A 20,126-nucleotide genomic window follows, 5' to 3' on the forward strand; every position below is an offset into this window, starting at 1 on the left:
ACGCTTTCAAAACGCCGAGGTTGCTAAAACTCCTGCATACCAACCGGACAGGAGGCAACCATGGAAGCTTCATTGAGCGAACCCGTCGCAACCGCACTCAAGGCGCATTTTCGGGGACAACTGATTCAGCCGGGCGACGCGGCTTACGACCAGGCGCGTGCCGTCTACAACGGAATGATCGACAAGCGACCTGCGATCATCGCGCGCTGCGTCGATGTTGCGGACGTCATCGCGGCGGTGAACGCCGCGCGCGACGGCGGGATGCTGCTGGCCGTGCGTGGCGGCGCGCACAATGGCGCCGGGCTCGGCACATGCGATGGTGGACTGGTGATCGACCTGTCGACCATGAAGGGCGTGTTTGTCGATGCCGGACGCAAGACACTGCGGGTTGGCGGTGGCTGCACCTGGGGCGATGTGGATCACGCCGCCAGTGCCTACGGGCTGGCGACGCCGAGTGGCTTCATCTCGACCACCGGCGTGGGCGGACTGACGCTCGGCGGCGGCATCGGCTACCTCAGCCGCGCCTACGGCCTGACGATCGACAATCTGCTCAGCGCCGAGGTCGTTCTGGCCGACGGGCGCATCGTCACAGCAAGCGAGGACGAAAACGCCGACCTGTTCTGGGCGTTGCGCGGCGGCGGTGGCAACTTCGGCGTGGTGACGTCGTTCGAGTTCAAGGCTCATCCCGTAGCCACGGTCTATGGCGGCCCGATGCTGTGGCCGATGGAGCAGGCACGCGAGCTGATGACATGGTGGCGCGACTTCATCCTGAGTGCGCCGCAGGACATCAATGGCTGGTTCGGTTTCGTCACGGTGCCGCCCGCAGCGCCCTTCCCGGAGGAAATTCACCTGCAGAAGATGTGCGCAGTGGTGTGGTGCTACACCGGCCCGCTCGACCAGGCCGAAACGCATTTCCGTCCGATTCGCGAGGCCATGCCGCCGGCGGTGGACTTTGCCGGGCCAATACCCTGGCCTGTCCTGCAGGGCCTGTTCGACGGACTGTATCCGGCGGGCTTGCAGTGGTACTGGAAAGCCGACTTCGTCAGCGACCTGAGCGACAAGGCCATCGATCTGCACATCAAGTACGCGCAGCAGTTGCCGTCGATGCACTCGACCATGCACCTGTATCCGATCAATGGTGCAGCGCATCGCGCCGGCTGCGACGACACGGCCTTCAGCTACCGCGATGCCAACTTTGCCAGCGTGATTGTCGGCGTGGATCCCGACCCGGCCAACAACGATCGCATCGTGCAGTGGGCGAAGGACTACTGGCTGGCCCTGCATCCGCACTCTGCTGGCGGCGGCTACATCAACATGATGATGGACGAGGGCAATGACAACGTGAAGGCGTCCTATCGCGACAACTATGCGCGGCTGGCGGAGATCAAGCGCAAATACGACCCGGCCAACCTGTTCCGCGTGAATCAGAACATCAGGCCCGCCTGACGCACCACGCTTGCGACATGGGGCGCAGGTACCCCTTTCCAGAAGTCCGGCGCGACGCCGCTGCCACGTCGGATGGCAGCCGGTTCACGCCAGGCAACGGCTTGCACGGCAGAGGCGATCCCGTGCGGGCCGTACCGTTCCGTAGCTGATCGCCTGCACGAGGAGTGCCGTCGCGGCAACGCCGCCGACACCCTGTTGGAGATAGCAATGCATAAGACTCTTGCCAAGACCCTGCTTGCGGCTGCCGCACTTGCCGCCGGGCTCAGCCAGACCGCCCACGCCGGTGCCTATGCCGATGGGCTGGTCGTCGCCGCGCCGGGACACAGCGGCCAGCGCGACGCCTTTACCGATGGCGCGCACAGTCCGTCCACCGAGGCCACCATGCTGCCCGTGGTCGCGTATCAGGGCAGGTCCGTGTGCGCGGTCCGTGGCTTTGATCCGTACCTGGACGGCATGCGCAAGCCTGACCCTTACACCGATGGCGCCCGCATCAGCTCGCGCGATGGCTTCACCGACGGTGCGCGCAGCGATGCGCGCGACAGCGGGGAATGCTTGTCCTGAGCAGGGCAGGGCAACGGGGCGGTTGGTCTGGGCCTGCTCCGTTGCCCAGGCGCGGGAAAATGCGCCATGACTTGGCCTTGCCCCGATATGACGCAACCCTGCCGTCAGGCAACCGAGTCCCGATCGACAGGGGGGTAGTCAAATCGCATTGCAATGTTCGGTGCTTTGCCATTTGGGGGAAACGTATTATGTAACGCCACTCGTGCGGTTATACTCCGCGCTTCACTCACAACTATGAATAACCAAACATGGTCGCAACAACTAAAACGACACGGGTAAGTGCAACTGCCAAGGGCAAACCTGCCGCAAAGAAGGTGGCCGTGCCGACGAAAAAGGCCAGCGTGCTTGCCCGCGAGGCACAGGCAGCGAAGAAGCGCTTGCTGAAGCTGCGCGCCGACACGAAGAAGGCAATTGAAGCGGCAAAGCGCGAGGTTGCCCAGGCAGCGGAAGCCGCAAAGGCCGCGGCCCGCTTTGAAAAGCAAGCCGCAAAGGACAAGCTCTTGGCAAAGAAGGCCAAGGCTGCAGGCGCCAAGAAGGCGACGGGCAATAAAGCTGCCGTAACGAAAGCAGTCGCGAAAAAGGCCGCGCCCGCTACTAAGGGCAAGGTCGCCGCGAAAGCAGGCCCGAAGGCGGTCGCAGTGAAATCCGTGACGAAAAAACGGGCTTCGGCGAAGAAAGTGGTTCCGGCTGTAGCGTCGCCTGAAGCGTCGGCGTGATCCTTGCCTCGGCTGGTAACGCGATGTCGCCAACCAGCCGATTGATGCAAGATGGGGGTACTGCTGAGAAAAGCTGAGGCCGACGAACCTTGTGCTGACGGCTTTACCCCTTCCAATTGGGCCTCTAGCTCATGCCTGGTTAGCGCAGCGGACTCATAATCCGTTGGTGCCGTGTTCAACTCACGGGAGGCCCACTATTCACCACCAGCCTGGCAAAACTCCGTCCCTCATGTCGCGTGGATCGCCGGCGGGTAAAGTGAGCCCAGATTGAAGAGGCCCGCGCGAATGAGGTCGCAAGCGTGATCGAGCAAATTCGCGGCTTGATGACCCAGTGTGGTTCCTCACCCCCGCATACGCGGGGGACCGCCTTAAATCCATTGGTCGTTCTCGACAGTCCGCTCGCACGTCACGTCGTCGCCTGGGTTCACCACACCTCGTGGCTCGACCCGCAGCAGCTTTCACCTCTGCGTTTGCACAGGGCTTTTGCCCGACTCGCCCTCCCGATGCTATTCCGGTCTCCGTAAGGATTGCCCCCGCACCTTAATTGATGCTCATTGTCCGCCACCTTATTCTTGGCTCAAAAGCAAGACTGAAAAATGGCGCCGACTTGAAGTATTCAAGCGAGGCCATATCCACCAAGGAGACGCATGTGACGGCCTACCCCTTCCACACCTTGCCGTAGCGGCGCATCACCTTCGGCAGTTCCAGCCGAAAACCAATCCCACGTCATTCCTACCAAGCGATGGGCGCCCCGGCGCGCCTGCCGCGACGGAGCCGCTATGTCGCAACACCTGATTTCCATTTCTGTCCTGGGGCTGATGTTCGTCATCGCCACGGTCCTGCCCATCAACATGGGCGCGCTGGCCTTTGTCGGCGCATTCCTGGTCGGCACGCTGGTTGCCGCCATGCCGGCCAAGGTTATCCTGGCCGGATTCCCCGCCGACCTGTTCCTGACGCTGGTCGGCATCACATACCTGTTCGCAGTGGCGCAGAACAATGGCACCATCGACTGGCTGGTGAGGCTTGCGGTACGCGCCGTGGGCGGCCGGATCGCGGCGATCCCGTGGATCATGTTCATGATCGCGGCGGTGCTGACCTCGGTCGGCGCGGTCAGCCCGGCAGCGGTCGCAATCATCGCGCCGATCGCGCTGGGGTTCGCCGCGCGCTACGGCATCAACCCGCTGCTGATGGGCCTGATGGTGATCCACGGTGCCCAGGGCGGCGGCTTCTCGCCGATCAGCATCTATGGCGGCATCACCAACAAGATCGTGCAGAAGGCGGGGCTGCCGCTGAACGAGATGGCGACGGCCTTTGCCAGCCTGGGTGTCAACCTTGCCGTGGCCGCGGGACTGTTCGTCGCATTCGGCGGCCTGCGCCTGATGCGGCAAGCGGCGCCGGCGGTGGCAGCGCCGCAGGCGGTCGCCGACGGTGTGCTGGCCATGGGCCATCCCTTCGGCGCCCACGCCGTGCCGGCACAGGGCGCGCAGATCTATGGCGATGCCGAGGCCGAGGCCGGCATGGAAGAGCGGAAGACGAGAGCGCGCGACCGCGGATCGATGCTCGAGGGCGATGCCGCCGGCACCGCCGCGGCGCCGGCCGGACTCTACCAGTACCTGACCGTGGCCGGCCTGGTGGCACTGGCCGTCCTCACGCTCTACTTCAAGCTCGATATCGGCTTCGTTTCGCTGACCATCGCGCTGGTGCTCACGCTGATGGCACCGGAGCTGCAGAAGCGCGCGCTGGGCCAGGTGTCGTGGCCCGAGATCATGCTGATCGTCGGCGTCAGCACCTTTGTGGGCGTGATGGACAAGATGGGCACGATCGATTTCGTCGGCCATAGCGTGGCCCACCTGACCTCGCCGCTGATGGCGGCGCTGCTGCTGTGCTTTGTGGGTGCGGTGGTGTCGGCGTTTGCCTCGTCGACCGCGGTGCTGGGCTCGCTGATCCCGCTTGCCGTGCCGTTCCTGCAGCAAGGCTCCGACGTCAGCGCGATCGGCTTTATCGCGGCGATGGCGGTGTCCTCGACGATCGTGGACGTAAGCCCGTTTTCGACCAATGGTGCGCTGGTACTGGCCAACGCCCAGGGCGTGGACCGGCAGGCTTTCTTCCGCAAGCTGATGATCTATGGGGCGCTGGTGACCGTGACCGCGCCGGTTGTGCTGTGGTTTATCTTTGTCGTGCTCTGAGTTCCGGTCGCGATGGCTCGGCCAAGCCAGCTAATCATGCGAACTGGCCGCCACGCGGCTAAGATGGAAGGCCGCCCCCACACCCGAGCCCAGAACCATGAGAATCCGCATTGGCGAAGAGATCACCTTCCGCAAACTCGAAGCCCTGCTGGCGTTCATGGAATCCGGCAACCTGGCCAAGGCGGCCGAGATCCTGGACACCAGCACGGTCAGCGTGCACCGTGCGCTGCACTCGCTGGAAGAGGGCACGAGCTGCGCGCTGTTCCGGCATGAGGGCCGCAACCTGATCCCGACCGATGCGGCCTATGTGCTGGCGGATACGGCAAGAGAAGTGCTCAAGGCCATGGCCGACGGCATCCGCGCCACGCGCGAGGCCGCCGGCTTTTCGGCCGACCAGCTCAAGATCGGCTCGCTCTACTCGCTGACGGTCCAGACCGTGCCCAGGATCGTGATCGGGCTGAAGCTGCGGCGCCCGGAATTGCAGACTGAACTGGTGCTGGGCTCCAATGCGGACCTTCTGCACAAACTCAAGCAGGGCTCTATCGATGCCACCTTGATGGCCGTGCCCGAGCCCGACCCGGAGATCGAGTCGATCCCGCTGTTCGAGGACGATATCTTCTTTGCGGCGCCTGCCGACTCGCCCTACGCCTCCATGCCGGCGGTCGACCTGCGAGCCTGCCGCGACGAGCCGTTCGTGGCGTTGAGCGAGGGCTTCGTCACCTATCACGGCTTTGTCGAGGCCTTCCGTATTGCCCAATTCACGCCAAATGTGGTGATGAAAGTCGGCGATATCTTTTCACTGATGAACCTGGTGGGCGGTGGCATCGGCTACACGCTTCTGCCAGGGCGGGTAAAAGGAGTGTATTCGCGCAACGTGGCGTTCGTGCCACTGGCCGGCGAATACGACATCAAGCAGACCATCGGCCTGAGCTTCCTGCGCCGCCGCGAGCGCGATCCCAACCTGCTGGCGCTGGCCGCGGTGTGCCGCATGGCCATGCGCGACGCGGAGCCATAAGACGCCGAGGCTGGGTCCGGCCACGCTTCAGGCCTTGCTTCCGGCCAGCGTAATGGTTCTCCGCCCAACGTGATTGTTCGGTGGGCACCGCCTGTTTTAAGGTGGGCACATCAGACAGACGTCAGCCCGGAGATGCGATGACCACCACCAGCACAGGCCGCCAATGGAACACCCGCAGGGAAGCCAAGGCGCGCCGCAAGCAGAACGCCGCCGCCATTGCCCAGGGCAAGCTGGTGCCGACCAGCGATATTGTGCCCTTCCTGGAGGCAGTGCTGCTTTCGGGCGACCGCGTGGTGCTGGAGGGCAACAACCAGAAGCAGGCCGACTTTCTGTCGCGCTCGCTGGCACAGGTCGATCCCGCGCGTGTGAATGCACTCCACATGATCATCCCGAGCGTCAGCCGGGTGGAACACCTGGACCTGTTCGAGCGCGGCATCGCGCGCAAGCTGGATTTCTCGTACGCCGGCGCGCAGAGCATCCGCATCTCGCAGTTCCTGGAGGACGGCCAGCTCGAAGTGGGCGCGATCCACACCTATATCGAGCTTTATGCGCGGCTGTATGTGGACCTGGTCCCCAACGTCGTGCTGATCGCCGGCTACAAGGCCGACCGCGAGGGCAATCTCTACACCGGCCCCAGCACCGAGGACACGCCGGCACTGGTAGAGGCCGCGGCCTTCCGCGACGGGCTGGTCATTGCGCAAGTCAACGAGATCGTCGACGACCCCGCCGGCCTGCCGCGCGTGGACGTGCCCGGCTCCTGGATCGACTACGTGGTGCAGGCCGACAAGCCATTCTTCTGCGAGCCACTGTTTACCCGCGACCCCCGCCTGATCAAGCCGGTCCACGTGCTGATGGCGATGATGGCGATCCGGGGCATCTACGAGCGCCACCAGGTGCAGTCGCTCAACCATGGCATCGGCTTCAACACCGCGGCCATCGAGCTGATCCTGCCCACCTACGGCGAGTCGCTGGGGCTGAAGGGCAAGATCTGCAAGTACTGGACGCTCAACCCGCACCCGACGCTGATCCCCGCCATCGAGACCGGCTGGGTCGAGAGCGTGCACAGCTTTGGCAGCGAACTGGGCATGGAGGCCTATGTCGCCGCGCGCCCGGATGTCTTCTTCACAGGTGCGGACGGTTCGATGCGTTCCAACCGGGCCTTCTGCCAGCTTGCCGGCCAGTATGCGGTGGACCTCTTCATCGGCTCGACCTTGCAGATCGACGGCGACGGCCACTCGTCCACCGTGACGCGCGGGCGGCTGTCGGGCTTTGGCGGCGCGCCCAACATGGGCCACCAGCCCGGCGGGCGGCGGCACCCGACGCCAGCCTGGCTTGACCTGATCGAAACCGACGATCCGCTCGCGCGCGGCCGCAAGCTGGTGGTGCAGATGGTCGAGACCTTCCAGGCGGGCGGCAAGCCCACCTTCGTGGAATCGATGGACGCGGTCGACGTCGCGCGCGAAAGCGGCATGCCGCTCGCCCCCGTGATGATCTACGGCGACGACGTTACCCACGTGCTGACCGAGGAAGGCATCGCCTACCTGTACAAGGCGCAATCGCTGGAAGAGCGGCGCCGGATGATTGCCGCAGTGGCGGGCGTCACGCCGATCGGCATGAAGCATGACCCCGCCACGACGCGCCGGATGCGCAGCGACGGCCTCATCGCGCTGCCCGAAGACCTGGGCGTGCAGCGCAGCCAAGCCACGCGCAGCTTGCTGGCGGCCAAGAGCATGGCCGAACTGGTGGACTGGTCCGGCGGGCTGTACGCGCCGCCCGCCCGCTTCCGGAGCTGGTGATGGCGAGCGCAGCAGCAAGGATCCTGCACACGCCGGCGCAGCACCGGCGCCAGCCGGTGGCCGCTCCCCGCGCCCAGGCACTCGCTGGCCTTGCGGTCGGCGCGATCGTGGAAGAAGCACGGCTGTCGCCCAAGCCTGGCCTGGTCGACAGCCGTGGCAGCGGCGCACATGCCGACCTGACATTGCCGCTGATGCTGCGCTCGGCGCAGTCGCTGCGCCCGTCGTTCGCGGCCATGGCCGATGCCGGCCTGCAGGCGCCGCGCGTCGGATATGGGCTGCGCGAGCAACTGGGCGCGCTCGGCCGCGAGGCCGAGGCGGTGATGCTGTCCGCCACCGGCGGTGTCAATACGCATCGCGGCGCGATCTGGTGCATCGGCTTGCTGGTCGGCGCCGCAGGACTGCTCGGCGCGGCCGGGCAGCGCGCCAGTGCCGCGGCGATCAGTGCCACGGCGGGTGCCATCGCCGCGCTGCCCGACCGCCACCGGCCGGTGGTTACCGGCAACAAGGGCGAACTCGCCTGCCTGGCGTACGGCGTTGGCGGTGCGCGGGCCCAGGCACGGGCAGGGTTCCCGCACGTGATGCGGCTGGCGCTGCCGGCCCTGCAACGCAGCCGCGCGCGCGGCGACACCGAATCCACGGCACGTCTCAATGCGCTGCTGGCGTTGATGAGCGAGCTGGACGATACCTGCGTGCTGGCGAGGTCGGGGCGCAAGGGCCTGGACTACATGCAGGCCGGCGCCAAGGCGGTGCTCGCCGCCGGTGGCGCGGGCACGGTGGTGGGACGGCGGCAGCTGCGCAACCTGGACACCGGCATGCTGGCGCAGCGCGCCTCGCCGGGCGGCGCGGCGGACTTGCTGGCCGCGACGATCTTCCTCGACCGGCTGTCGCAGGACTCGATGGGCAACAATTCAGGGGACTTTGATGGAACAACTACGATTTGAATTTCCGGCGGGGCAGCCTGCCAGGGCGCGCGTGCTGGTGGGCGTGGTGGGGTCGGGCGACCTCGAGGTTCTGGTCGAGCCCGGCAGCGGCGGCGTGACCACGGTTGAGGTCACCACCTCGGTCAATGGCTATGGCCGTGTCTGGGATGCGCAGCTCGCGCGCGTCTTTGCCGCCGAGCCGCGCGCGTCGATGCAGATCCGCATCCACGATTTCGGCGCCACGCCGGGCGTGGTCGGCATGCGCCTGGCGGAGGCCTTCGAGGCGCTGGGCGACCCGCAACCAGGAGAGGGCGCATGAACACGGCGGAACTGCTGGCGCGCAACAGCTTTATCGAACTGGGGGCACGCGAGCGCGCGCGTGCGCTGCTGGACCCGGGCACCTTCCGCGAACTGGCGGGCCCGTTCGACGGCCTGCAGTCGCCATGGCTGCCGCCCCAGGGTGTGGTGCCGCAGAGCGATGACGGCGTGGTGGTCGCCAAGGGGCGCATCGACGGGATGCCGGTGGTGGTGCTGGCCATCGAAGGCGCCTTCCAGGGAGGCAGCATGGGCGAAGTCGGCGGCGCCAAGATTGCCGGCGCACTCGAACTGGCCGCCGAGGACAACCGCCGCGGCGAACCGACGCGCGCAGTGCTGCTGCTGGAAACCGGCGGCGTGCGCCTGCAGGAAGCCAATCTCGGGCTGGCCGCGATTGCCGAGATCCATGCGGCCATCGTCGACCTGCGCCGCTACCAGCCGGTAGTCGGCGTGATCGCCGGGCAGGTGGGCTGCTTCGGCGGCATGTCGATTGCCGCGGGCCTGTGTACCGCGCTGGTGATGACGCAGGAAGGGCGCCTCGGCCTGAACGGCCCGGCCGTGATCGAGCAGGAGGCGGGCATCGCCGAGTACGACTCGCGTGACCGGCCCTTTATCTGGAGCTTTACCGGCGGCACGCAGCGCGTTGCCACCGGCTTCGCCGATGCGTATGTCGATGACGATTGCGACGCGATGCGCAGGCAGGTCGCCGAACTGTTGCGCGGCCCCGTCGAGGGAAGCTATTGCAGTGAGCAATACGCCCAATATCTGGCCGCACTGCAGGCGTACGACGCCAGTGCGCAGCCCACGCCGGCCGATGTGCAGGCGTTGTTGCAACGGGGGACCGACGCATGAACTCACCAATCCAAACCGCTATCGCGCGCGAACCCAGCCGTGGTGAACGCTGGCTGCAGGCACTGGCGCCCGCGGCGCAGGTCCAGCCGGGTCTGCCAGACTCAGTGCTGGTTGCCGACGGCGAACTGGCGGGGACCGCGGTTCGCTGGATCGCGCTGGTGCCTGACGCCGACAGCCGCTTTCCGCGGGCACGTCATGGCGAGGCCGGTCTGCTCGAAGGCTGGTCGCTGGCGCGCGCGGTGCGCGAAGCGATCGAAGCGGACCGCGAATTGCCGGTCAGGCGCGCCATCGTGGCGATCGTCGATACCCCCAGCCAGGCGTACGGCCGGCGCGAAGAAGCGCTCGGCATCCACCAGGCGCTGGCTGGCGCTGTCGCTGCCTATGCCGAGGCGCGGCTGGCCGGCCATCCGGTGGTGGCGCTGATCGTCGGGCGTGCCATGTCGGGAGCCTTCCTCGCGCACGGCTACCAGGCCAACCGCATCATCGCGCTCAATGACGAGGGCGTGCTGGTGCATGCGATGGGCAAGGAGGCCGCCGCCAGGGTCACCATGCGCACAGTCGAGGACCTCGAGGCGCTGGCGTCGACGGTGCCGCCGATGGCCTACGACATCGAGAGCTTCGCCACGCTGGGCATCCTGTGGCGGCTGATCGACGTCGAGTCGGCCAGCGCCCCGGTGCCGGCCGATGTGCACCTGGCGCGCGACACCATCCTTTCCGCGCTGGCGGAGATCCGACGCGACCCGACCCACGGACTGTCCGGCCGGCTGGCGGGCGCAAACCGCAAGGCGTCGGCTGCAGTGCGTGACTGCCTGTCGCGGCAATGGCAAGCCTGAACACTGCGACGCCCGCGCCACACGACCTGGTCTGGCTGGGCGATCCGGCCAGCGACCTGGGCCGGGACGGCTTGCCGGAATGGGTCTGCCTGCCAGCGCTGCGCGAGATCCCGCTGGTCGTGCGGCGCGACGGCCGCCGGCCTGGCGCAGTCCCCGTCGGCTTGCGCGGCGGTACGCGCGCGGAACGCTTCGGCACCTGGATCACGCCCGCAGCGATCCGCAAGATCGTCACGCCGATGGACCTGGCCGCGCAGCGTGCCTGGCGGCGGCCGGAGCTGGCGACCCTGCCGGCAATCCTCGCGCTCGAGGCCATCGCCGACTGGCTCGACGCCGCCGGTATCCGGTGGGGCGTGACTGGCAGCGCCGGCTTCTCGCTCGCCTGTCTGCACAACGTGCTGCGTGCCGACAGCGACCTTGACCTCGTCGTGCAGGCCGCACAACCGCTCCCGGCCCCGCATCTGGACCTGCTGGCCGAGCTGCAGCGCGCCGCGCCGGCCAGGCTCGATATACAGGTCGCGACCCCGTTTGGTGGCTTCTCGCTGCTGGAACGCCTGCGCAGCGGCGGCAGGGTGCTGCTGAAGACGGATCACGGCCCGCGGCTGTGCGACGATCCCTGGCAACCCACGGCATGAATGTCCTGCTTACTTTCCCCGGCCAGGGCGCGCAGCGGCCCGGCATGCTGAAGGACCTGCCCGCGCATCCCGCGGTGGCCGCGGTGCTGGCCGAGGCGCAAGACGTGCTGCAGGTGCCGGCGGCGGAGATGGATACGCCGACACGCCTGCAGTCCACGGTATGGACCCAGCTTTGCCTGCTGACGGCAGGCGTGGCCATGGCGCGCTGCCTGGTCGGGCATGACGCCCGCGCCGACGCGGTGGCCGGCCTCTCCATCGGCGCCTATGCGGCGGCGGTGACCGCAGGTGTGCTGGCCTTTGCCGATGCGTTGCGACTAGTGCGCTTGCGCGGGGAGTTGATGGCGCAGGCCTTTCCGCATGGCTATGGCATGACGGCGATCCTCGGCCTGGACCGGAACCGGCTGGAACCGCTGGTGGCGCAGGTCTGCACGCCGCAGCAACCGGTGTACCTGGCCAATTTCAACGCCCCCACGCAGATTGTGATCGCGGGCAAGCTGTCGGCGCTGGCGGAAGTGTCGACGCTGGCGCTAGCGGCTGGCGCGCAGGCCGCCAGGCCGGTCGCCATCCACGTCCCGTCGCACTGTCCGCTGCTGGCAGACGCCGCGCGCTCCCTGGGCGAAGCCATGCAGGGGGTGGCGATGTCGGCGCCTACGTTGCGCTACTTCAGTGCGAGCAAGGCGCGCGAACTGCGCGATCCACGCAAGATCGCTGAGGATCTCGCGCAGAACATGGCGACGCCGGTGCGCTGGCATGAAGCCATGCTGCTGGCCCGAGCCAATGGCGCCAGGCTGGTGGTGGAGGCGCCTCCGGGTGATGTGCTGACACGGCTGGCGCAACCGGTGTTTGCAGATGGCATCGCAATGGCCTGTGACAGAACCCGCGTCGATTCGATCGTGGCGATCATGCGTCGTTGATTCTCCGTTTGGCAATAGCGGATCTGCAAAGCAGCAAACCACCTCGGTGAGGAGTCTCCGCGGTGGAATCATCGCGGATGACTCCACCTGCAAGCTGGGACATGGCGCAAGCGGTTGCGACGCATGGCTTCGCCATTCGTGTACTTTTGCAAGGCCATCACCTGGCGCTTACGAACAACCTGCCAGAGCGTCACCGCTAGTCGATCAGCTTGCCCTGCGCGTCAAAGAACGGATGCGCTGCCCCATAGTCCCCGATCGCTGCCGCATGCGTCACGAGTCCGTGTGCCGGATGCCACCAGTGCAGCAGGTAGCCCGGCGGCTCCATGCGAAAGCACGAGGGCGCCTGCGGGTCCAGGTCCAGCGCCACCTGGTGCGCCGGCCCGGGCGCGGTGATCGCGACCGTGCCACCGAAGCGGCGCGTGATGTGCCGATGCAGATGGCCGCACAGCACGCGTTCCACTTGCGGGTGGCGGCGCACGATGGCTTCGAGCGCGTCGGCGTTGGCCAGGCCCTGCTCGTCCATGTGGCCGATGCCGGTAAAGAACGGCGGATGGTGCAGCAACAGCAGGGTGGGGCGGGCCGGGTCGGCAGACAGTGCGGCTTCCAGCCATGGCAGCGCGCCGGGATCGACGTGCCCGCCGGGCTGGCCCGGCACGGTGCAGTCGAAGGCCACCAGCCGCAGCGGGCCCGCGTCGATGCTGTAGTGCACCGGGTCTTCGCCGCTGCCGGTGGCAAACAGGTAGTCGTGATCGGCAAAGACCCGGCGTAGCGCGCCGCGGCTGTCGTGATTCCCCGGCAGCAGCCGCACGGGCATGGGTAGCCGCTGCAGGATCTGGCGCAGGAACTGGTATTCGCTTTCGGCGCCGAAGTCGACCAGGTCGCCGGTGACAATCACTGCGTCGGGTTGTTGCGGGGCTGCCAGCAGGGCGTCGATGCAGCGGTGCAGCGCGCCGGCGGTGTCAACCAGCCGGTACGACAGCTTGCCGCCGGCCTTGATGTGGAGGTCGGTGATGTGGGCGACCAGGTAGGGGGCGGTGTTCATGCTGCCAGGGCTTCGGCAAGTGTGATGAGGTGGCCGGTGTCGATGCGCAGGCCGACGCGGTCTCCGGCGTGCCAGTTGTCGCGGCGCGTGGTGTCGACGATGAGCGGCGCGGCGGCGCCGACTTCCACCAGCAGGCGCGTGCAGTTGCCCAGGAACAGGGCCGTGACCACGCTACCGTGCAGATGGGCGTTGTCCGTGTGCACCAGCGCCACGTCTTCGGGGCGGAACATCAGGTCGGCGCGCTGCGCCGGCGCGGATTCGTGCGTCCGGGGCACGACGCCGCCAGGCACGCGCCAGGCGCCGTTCTCGGCAGCGGCGGGCAGGCGGTTCATGGTGCCGATGAAATCCGCCACGAAGGCATTGGCCGGGGCGCGGTAGATATCCTGCGGCGTGCCCGTCTGGGCGATGCGGCCCTTGTCCATTACGATGATGCGGTCGCCCAGCGCCATGGCCTCGGCCTGGTCATGCGTGACATAGACGGCGGTGATGCCCAGGTTGCGCAGCAACTGGTTGATGTCGGCGCGCAGGGCGTCGCGCAGCTTGGCGTCGAGCGCGGTCAGCGGCTCGTCCAGCAGTAGCACGCGCGGCTGCACGGCAATGGCGCGTGCCAGCGCCACGCGCTGGCGCTGGCCGCCCGAGAGCTGGTCCACGCGGCGGTCGGCGAAGGGTTCGAGATGCATCATCGCGAGCATGTCGGCGACCCGCGTGCGGCGCGTGGCGGCGTCCACGCGCCGCACGCGCAGCCCGTAGCCGATGTTCTCGGAGACGGTCATATTGGGGAACAGCGCGTAGCTCTGGAACACCATGCCCACGCCGCGCTGCTCGATCGGCAGCGCGGTCACGCAGGTATCGCCGAACCAGACTTCGCCGCCTGCATCGGGATACTCCAGCCCGGCGATGATGCGCAGCGTGGTGGTCTTGCCGCAGCCGGACGGGCCTAGCAGTACCACGGTTTCCGCGGCGCCGATGTCGAGATCCAGCGGCTGCAGCGCCAGCGTGCCGTCGGCAAACGTCTTGCCGCAATCGCGCAGCCTGATGGTGGTGGGTTCATGCATGACGGGTCTCGGTATGAGGGTTGGCCGGCGTGGCGGCAACAGCAGGGGCGGGCACCGCTTCGGGAACGTACTTGCGGGAACGCGCGCCCAGCGCGCTGAGCGCCTGCATCAGCACCAGCAGCGGAATGATCATGACGAAGAAGACGATGGTGTAGGCCGAGCCGATCTCCAGCCGCATCGAGGCATAGCTGTCGGCCAGGCCGACAGGCAACGTCTGGGTGGTGGGCGTGTGCAGCATCCAGGTGAGGTTGAATTCGCCCACCGACAGCGTGACCACCATGAGCGCGCCGGCCAGGATGCCCTGGCGGCAATTGGGCAGCACCACGGTGAAGAAACGCTGCAGGCGGCTGGCGCCAAGGCTGGCCGCCGCGTCTTCGAGCGTGCGGATATCGATGGCGGAAAGGATGGCCAGCACCGAACGCACCATAAAGGGCAGGGTGAACAGCACATGGCCGATCAGGATAAACAGCCAGCTCGTGCGCAGGGCCTGCCAGGTGCCGTAGAGCAGGATCAGGCCAAGCGCGGTCGCGAGGCCCGGAACGGCCACTGGCAGCATCAGCAGTTCCTCGATCAGCCGGGTGATGCGGTTGCGCCGCAGCGCCATGTAGTACGCGGCCGGCACGCCCAGCACCAGCGTGCAGGCAAGGCAGGCCAGCGCGATCAGCAGCGACAGGAAGATGGTATTGCGATAAAGCGACCAGACTTCCGCGAGCCAGCGCGTGGTCAGGCCGCTTTCCAGGCCGATGAAGATATTGTTGGTCAGGCCAGCCAGCACGGAGAGCACGACCGGCACGGTCATGAAGGCGCAGACTGCCAGTGTGAGCGCCAGTTGCAGCCAGTAGCCGGGGCGGCGATGGGTTGGGGTCATGGGTTGGCTCCTAGGCGGTCGCGGCCACGGCGTCGCCGGAGAACCAGCGTGCGAGCGCCAGCAAGGCCCAGGTGACGGTGCCCAGCAGGATGGACAGCGCAGCGGCCATGCCGAAGTTGGCGTAGTTGGTGAACTCGTTGTAGATGGTGAGCGGCAGCACATCGAGTTGCGTGGCCAGCGTGAAGGCGGTACCGAACGCGCCCATGCTGGTGGCAAAGCAGATCGCGCCGCTGGAGATCATGGCCGGCATCATCGCGGGCAGCATCACGTCGCGCACCACGTGCCAGGGACTGGCGCCCAGCGATCGGGCCGCTTCTTCCAGCGAGGCGTCCAGCTTGTCCACGGCCGCCATCACGGTCAGGATCACGCGCGGGATCGAGAAGTACAGGTAGCCGACGAACAGCCCCGCCAGGCCGTAGGCAAAGGTCCAGCGCTCGCCGGCGACCTTGTCGCCGACCATTGCCAGCAGGCCGTTGCGGCCGCCGAGCATGATGACCATGAAGCCGATCACCACGCCGGGAAACGCCAGCGGAAAGCTCAGCATGGCCACCAGCACGGACTTGCCAGGCACCGCGTTGCGCTGCAGGAAGGTGCCGGCAATGCCGGCAATCACCAGCGTGGCCAGTGTCACGGCGGCCGACAGCAGCACGGTGACCACCAGGCTGTGCAGGTAGCGCGGACTGGAGACCACGGTCCAGTACACGCCCGCGCCTTGCTCGCCGTTGATGCTGACCGCCAGGAGCCGCGCCATCGGCAGGCAGAAGAAGGTCAGGAAGACCACCAGTGCCGGCAAGGCGAACAGGAAGAGGGAGGGGGATCGGTTTGTCATGGCAGCGACGGGGTGATGGGGGGGGGGCGATGGTTTGGGTGAGCCGCCCGGTTGTCTCCCCCTTTGCGGGGAGACAACCATCAGGCGGGTGACACCATCGCCAGTCGTCAGCGCACTTCCTTCAGATACTGCTCGCTGAACGCCTTTTGCACGTCGGCCATCTTGCCGAAGTCCACCGCCTTGGCCCGTGCGTATTCGGTGGCCGGCAGGAAACGCGCCTGTACTTCCTTAGGCACCACGCCGGCGCGCACCGGGCGCAGGTAGGCGTTGGCCCACAGCGCCTGGCCGGCGTCGGACAGCACGAAGTCGAGCACCTTGCGGCCTTCGGCCTCATGCGGCGCCTTGTTGACCAGGCTCATCACGTAGGGAACCACCACTGAGCCCTCCCTGGGGATCACGAAGGCAACGTTGGCGTGATCCTTGTAGCGGGCGCGATAGGCGTTGAAGTCGTAATCGAGCAGGATAGGGATTTCACCGGACAGCACGCGCGCATAAGCGGTCTGCTTGGGCACGATCGGCTGGTTTTTCTGCAGGTCCTTGAAATACTTGAAGGCCGGGCCGAAGTTGTCGAGCGTGCCGCCCATGGCCTGGTTGACCGCGACTGCGCCCACATAGCCTACGAAGGCGCTGGCGGGGTCGAGATAGCCGACCAGGCCCTTGTACTCGGGCTTGAGCAGGTCGGCCCATGACTGCGGCACCGGCTTGCCGCGCAGCGCGTCGACATTGACCATGAAGCCCAGCGTGCCGGAATGGATGGCGAACCAGTTGCCCTGCGGGTCTTTCAGGCCGTCGGGAATGTCGTTCCAGTGGGCGGGCTTGTAGGCGGCGGTGACGCCATCCTTTTTGGCCTGGATGCCGAAGGTCACGCCGTAGTAGACCACGTCGGCCACCGGGCTGGCTTTCTCGGCGACCAGCTGCGCCAGCGACTGGCCGGAGTTCTTGTTGTCCAGCGGCACGGCAACGCCGGTCTTTTCCTTGATGGCGCGGATCTGTGCCGCCCAGTCGGCCCATTCGGGCGGGCAGTTGTAGCAGATCGCGGTCTGGGCGGCCACGCCCTGGCTGAACGCGGCAGCGCTTAGCGCCAGGGCAATCCAGCGCAGCGGGCGGCGCCAGGAAGGAATAGGTTGCATGAGAGGCTCCTTGGTTGAGGACAGGGGGTGGGGAATGCAACATGCGCACGCGGTTACGGTGACGGCGGAGCGGCCACGGTGCCGTTGACGCGCAGTGCGTGCGGCAGCAGCGTGACGCGCGCCAGCGCCGCCGAGGCTCGTCCGCCATCGTGCAGCCAGGCAAGCAGCCGGCCGACGGCGCTGGCGCCGATCTCCGCATTGGGTTGCACGACGGTGGCCAGCGGCGGTTCGACCACGCTGCCCAGCGCGATACCGTCATAGCCCAGCACGGAGATGTCGCGCGGCACGCTCAGGCCGAGGCGCCTGAGGTCGGAGATCACGCCGATGGCCAGCAGGTCATTGGTGCAGAAAAAGGCGGTGGGCGCATCGTTTGCCCGGACCAGCGCGCGGATCTGTTCGGCATTGCTGGCGGTGTGCGATGGCAGGCAGACTGGCGTGGCGGGCCTTAGCCCGTGCGCGCGCATGGCGTCCTGATAGCCGGCAAAGCGCTGGCGCGCGCGGTCCGAGGCGACGAAGGCGCCCGATACCACGGCGATGCGGCGGTGCCCGGCGGCGATCAGGGCCTCCACGCCGGCGCAGGCGCTGCGCCGGTTGTCCACCGATACCGAATGACGCCGGCTGCGCGGTCCGGCCTGGTTGTACGCCAGCACGTAGGGCACGCCCTCGCCGTCGAGTTGATCCAGCACCGTGCTGTGCGCCGCGTCGGCCACGGTCAGCACCATGCCGTCCACGCGATGGCGCAGCAGGTACTCCACACGCTCGCATTCGCGCGCCGGATCGTAGCCGCTGGTGACCAGCATCGGCGAATAGCCGCCCGCCAGCGCCGCTTCCTCGATGCCGTGCCAGCATTCGGCGAACACCGCGTTTTCCAGCGTTGGCAGCATCACGCCGATCATGCGGGTCTGCTGGGCGCGCAGCTTGCTGCCCAGCAGGTTGGGGCGAAAGCTGAGCCGGCGCGCCGCCTCGCGCACGCGCTGCGCCGTGCTGTCGCGGACCAGGTGCGGGCTGCTGAACACGCGCGATGCGGTGGCGAGCGACACCCGCGCGGCTTGCGCCACGTCGATCAGGGTGGCGCCACCTGTCGTGTCGGGCCTGCCCCCCGCTGGATCTTTGCGATTCACGCTTGCAGCTCCGGATGAAAACGTTTTCATTGAAGGTGGAAAAAACGGGGCGTCAAGACATTCCGTCGCTGCACTGCCGCAGAAGGCGGCTGGCGGACGGGTGTCTGCACCCTGTCTGGATGGCATTTTGTTTGGGGTGGATGACAGGGGGATGACATCCGGGTGCAAGGGCCGGATGCCGGCCGCGTAGGAAAACGCCGCCTACGGAGTGCGCACCGTAGGTCGCGTGTCGCGTACCGTGGTCGGGGCGGGGTACACGTCGTCGCTGGGCGCAATCGGCTGACGCGGCGGTGGCGGTGTCGCCGCGGTATCCCGGGGGACTCCCTCGCATCCCGCCAGGGCCGCGGCCAGAAGGGCGATGAGGGAGCACTCAGCCAAGCCGCAACGGAAGGCGTGACCGGTGCGGGGGAAGAGCGTGCGGTGCTGCATAAGCGGCCCCAAAGTGGCAATCCTGGATCTAGCTTAGCCTACTGGCGCACAACGAAACGCCCCTTCAATGAGTGGTTCAAGCCTGACGTCCCCCGTATCTATCCTGCAGGTGTATTGGGCCGCGACGGCAAACTCGCAACATGCCGGGGCAGTGTGTAACGAATCTCCATGTAGTGGCGTACGCGCCATATTGAAGTCGGTGCAAGCAGGTAGAATTGCCCCCTCCGTGCAATCGCAACATTCCTATAACAATGAGCCCCCGTCCGTCGCGCCTGCCGTGCATTGACGCCCTGAAAGCAATCAGCTCCCAGTTGATCGTGCTCCATCACCTGGCCTTCTATGGCCCGATGTCCGATACCGCGTATCGGCTGGCCCCGGGGCTGGTGGACTGGCTGTACGACTACGCCCGCATCGCCGTGCAGGTCTTCCTGGTGGTCAGCGGTTTCCTCGCCGCGCGCAGCCTGGCGCCGCATGGCCGGCTGGAGATCAGCCAGCATCCGCTGCTGGTGCTGTGGCGGCGCTACCAGAAGCTGGTGGTGCCCTTTGCCGCGGCGCTGCTGCTCAGCATCGCCGGTGCCGCCCTGGCGCGCCAATGGATGGTGCATGATTCGATCCCCGCGCCGCCCGGCCTGCTGCAGTTCCTGGCGCACGTGACGTTGCTGCATAACGTGCTCGATGTCGACGCGCTCTCGGCCGGGGTCTGGTACGTGGCCATCGACCTGCAGCTGTTTGCGCTGCTGCTGGGCGCGCTGTGGGCCGCGCGCGCCGCGGCGTGCGGGAAAGCGCCGGCGGGTGCCGGGGTCAGCATTGGCATCGTGGCGCTGGTGGCAGTGGCGTCGCTGTTCTGGTTCAACCGCGATGCCGCGTGGGATATCTGGGCGCTGTACTTCTTCGGCGCCTATGGCATGGGGGCGCTGGCCTACTGGGCGTCCAACCCCGGTCGCCCGGTGTTGCCGCTGCTGGTCCTCGGCGCGGTGGCGTTGGCGGCGCTGGCCTTCGATTTCCGGCTGCGCATCGCGGTGGCGCTGGCCACTGCGCTGCTGCTGGCGGTGGCGCGCCGCGGCGGCTGGCTGGAGCGCTGGCCGCGGGCGCGCGTGGTCGGCTTCTTCGGGCGCATTTCCTATTCGGTGTTCCTGGTTCACTTTCCGGTCTGCCTGCTGGTCAACGCGCTGGTGTCGAACCTGGCGCCAGGCCGGCCGGTGCTGAACGCGCTCGGCATGGTTGCAGCATGGGCGCTCAGCAATGTGGCCGGCGCGTTGTTCTATCGCTACATCGAAAGCGCCCGGCCGTTGGCGGCGCTGCGTGCGCTGCTGGGCAACGGCCGCGACCGCGCCAGCCGGCAACGCGTGTAACGTTTGCAGGCACGGTCGTGCAGCGGTGGTACGGCTTCTCCCGGACGGCGCCGTGCCAGCATGGCCGTGCGCGCTTCTTGTTGGTGCTTGTGCACCCGTTATGCCACGCCGCCT

19 protein-coding genes and 1 tRNA gene are annotated in these 20,126 nt (G+C 67.1%); 14 read left to right on the forward strand and 6 right to left on the reverse strand.

Translation table 11 applies throughout. From position 1 onward, the window contains the following. The first annotated feature begins 60 nt into the window (after positions 1-60). From AC3WON_RS02145 to mdcH, 13 genes are all read left to right on the forward strand, one after another. Positions 61-1,446, forward strand: coding sequence for an FAD-binding oxidoreductase (locus AC3WON_RS02145; protein WP_492351025.1), 1,386 nt, complete (start codon positions 61-63; stop codon positions 1,444-1,446). A gap of 207 nt (positions 1,447-1,653) precedes the next feature. Next, on the forward strand, positions 1,654-2,007 hold the full coding sequence (locus AC3WON_RS02150; protein WP_492351026.1) for a hypothetical protein: 354 nt from the start codon (positions 1,654-1,656) through the stop codon (positions 2,005-2,007). 248 nt (positions 2,008-2,255) lie between these two features. Next, complete coding sequence (locus tag AC3WON_RS02155) at positions 2,256-2,723, forward strand: fumarate hydratase (RefSeq protein WP_492316850.1); 468 nt, start codon at positions 2,256-2,258, stop codon at positions 2,721-2,723. Positions 2,724-2,841: 118 nt separating this feature from the next. After that, positions 2,842-2,917, forward strand: a tRNA-Ile gene (locus AC3WON_RS02160). A 585-nt stretch (positions 2,918-3,502) separates the two neighbouring features. Next, positions 3,503-4,909, forward strand: coding sequence for an SLC13 family permease (locus tag AC3WON_RS02165; protein ID WP_492351027.1), 1,407 nt, complete (start codon positions 3,503-3,505; stop codon positions 4,907-4,909). A 97-nt stretch (positions 4,910-5,006) separates the two neighbouring features. Then, positions 5,007-5,924 carry a LysR family transcriptional regulator gene (locus tag AC3WON_RS02170; RefSeq protein ID WP_492316852.1) on the forward strand — a complete coding sequence of 306 codons (918 nt, stop codon included), beginning with the start codon at positions 5,007-5,009 and terminating at the stop codon, positions 5,922-5,924. Between the two features lie 137 nt (positions 5,925-6,061). After that, positions 6,062-7,720, forward strand: coding sequence for a malonate decarboxylase subunit alpha (gene mdcA / locus AC3WON_RS02175; RefSeq protein WP_492351028.1), 1,659 nt, complete (start codon positions 6,062-6,064; stop codon positions 7,718-7,720). Further along, a complete protein-coding gene (locus tag AC3WON_RS02180) occupies positions 7,720-8,661 on the forward strand; it encodes a triphosphoribosyl-dephospho-CoA synthase (RefSeq protein WP_492351029.1) in 942 nt (313 codons plus the stop codon). The genes mdcA and AC3WON_RS02180 overlap by 1 nt, the downstream gene beginning before the upstream one ends. Further along, positions 8,642-8,959: a malonate decarboxylase subunit delta gene (locus tag AC3WON_RS02185; RefSeq protein WP_492351030.1), complete on the forward strand. Its 318-nt coding sequence runs from the start codon at positions 8,642-8,644 to the stop codon at positions 8,957-8,959. Before AC3WON_RS02180 ends, AC3WON_RS02185 begins: the two co-directional genes overlap by 20 nt. Continuing rightward, on the forward strand, positions 8,956-9,807 hold the full coding sequence (locus tag AC3WON_RS02190) for a biotin-independent malonate decarboxylase subunit beta (protein ID WP_492351031.1): 852 nt from the start codon (positions 8,956-8,958) through the stop codon (positions 9,805-9,807). The genes AC3WON_RS02185 and AC3WON_RS02190 overlap by 4 nt, the downstream gene beginning before the upstream one ends. Beyond that, the gene (gene mdcE, locus AC3WON_RS02195) at positions 9,804-10,640 is read left to right on the forward strand and encodes a biotin-independent malonate decarboxylase subunit gamma (protein ID WP_492351032.1); all 837 of its coding nucleotides are present in this window, start codon (positions 9,804-9,806) and stop codon (positions 10,638-10,640) included. Before AC3WON_RS02190 ends, mdcE begins: the two co-directional genes overlap by 4 nt. Continuing rightward, the gene (locus tag AC3WON_RS02200; RefSeq protein WP_492316858.1) at positions 10,628-11,272 is read left to right on the forward strand and encodes a malonate decarboxylase holo-ACP synthase; all 645 of its coding nucleotides are present in this window, start codon (positions 10,628-10,630) and stop codon (positions 11,270-11,272) included. Before mdcE ends, AC3WON_RS02200 begins: the two co-directional genes overlap by 13 nt. Then, positions 11,269-12,186, forward strand: a complete 918-nt coding sequence (mdcH, locus tag AC3WON_RS02205) for a malonate decarboxylase subunit epsilon (protein WP_492351033.1) — start codon at positions 11,269-11,271, stop codon at positions 12,184-12,186. Before AC3WON_RS02200 ends, mdcH begins: the two co-directional genes overlap by 4 nt. 196 nt (positions 12,187-12,382) lie before the next feature. On the opposite strand, the gene AC3WON_RS02210 is transcribed toward mdcH, so the two are convergent. From AC3WON_RS02210 to AC3WON_RS02235, 6 genes are all read right to left on the reverse strand, one after another. Continuing rightward, complete coding sequence (locus AC3WON_RS02210) at positions 12,383-13,228, reverse strand: phosphodiesterase (protein WP_492316860.1); 846 nt, start codon at positions 13,226-13,228, stop codon at positions 12,383-12,385. Then, positions 13,225-14,283 carry an ABC transporter ATP-binding protein gene (locus tag AC3WON_RS02215; RefSeq protein ID WP_492351034.1) on the reverse strand — a complete coding sequence of 353 codons (1,059 nt, stop codon included), beginning with the start codon at positions 14,281-14,283 and terminating at the stop codon, positions 13,225-13,227. Before AC3WON_RS02215 ends, AC3WON_RS02210 begins: the two co-directional genes overlap by 4 nt. Then, positions 14,276-15,151 carry an ABC transporter permease gene (locus AC3WON_RS02220; RefSeq protein ID WP_439669144.1) on the reverse strand — a complete coding sequence of 292 codons (876 nt, stop codon included), beginning with the start codon at positions 15,149-15,151 and terminating at the stop codon, positions 14,276-14,278. The genes AC3WON_RS02215 and AC3WON_RS02220 overlap by 8 nt, the downstream gene beginning before the upstream one ends. Positions 15,152-15,161: 10 nt before the next feature. Beyond that, entirely contained in the window at positions 15,162-15,980 is an 819-nt protein-coding gene (locus AC3WON_RS02225; protein WP_492351035.1) for an ABC transporter permease, read from the reverse strand. Positions 15,981-16,087: 107 nt separating this feature from the next. Further along, entirely contained in the window at positions 16,088-17,110 is a 1,023-nt protein-coding gene (locus AC3WON_RS02230) for an ABC transporter substrate-binding protein (protein WP_479942089.1), read from the reverse strand. A 53-nt stretch (positions 17,111-17,163) separates the two neighbouring features. Then, on the reverse strand, positions 17,164-18,261 hold the full coding sequence (locus AC3WON_RS02235; protein ID WP_492351036.1) for a substrate-binding domain-containing protein: 1,098 nt from the start codon (positions 18,259-18,261) through the stop codon (positions 17,164-17,166). A 650-nt stretch (positions 18,262-18,911) separates the two neighbouring features. Between AC3WON_RS02235 and AC3WON_RS02240 the strand changes: the two genes are divergently transcribed. Further along, complete coding sequence (locus tag AC3WON_RS02240) at positions 18,912-20,012, forward strand: acyltransferase family protein (RefSeq protein ID WP_492351037.1); 1,101 nt, start codon at positions 18,912-18,914, stop codon at positions 20,010-20,012. Positions 20,013-20,126 lie beyond the last annotated feature (114 nt).

It is taken from the genome of Cupriavidus sp. FW305-46 (assembly GCF_058787075.1).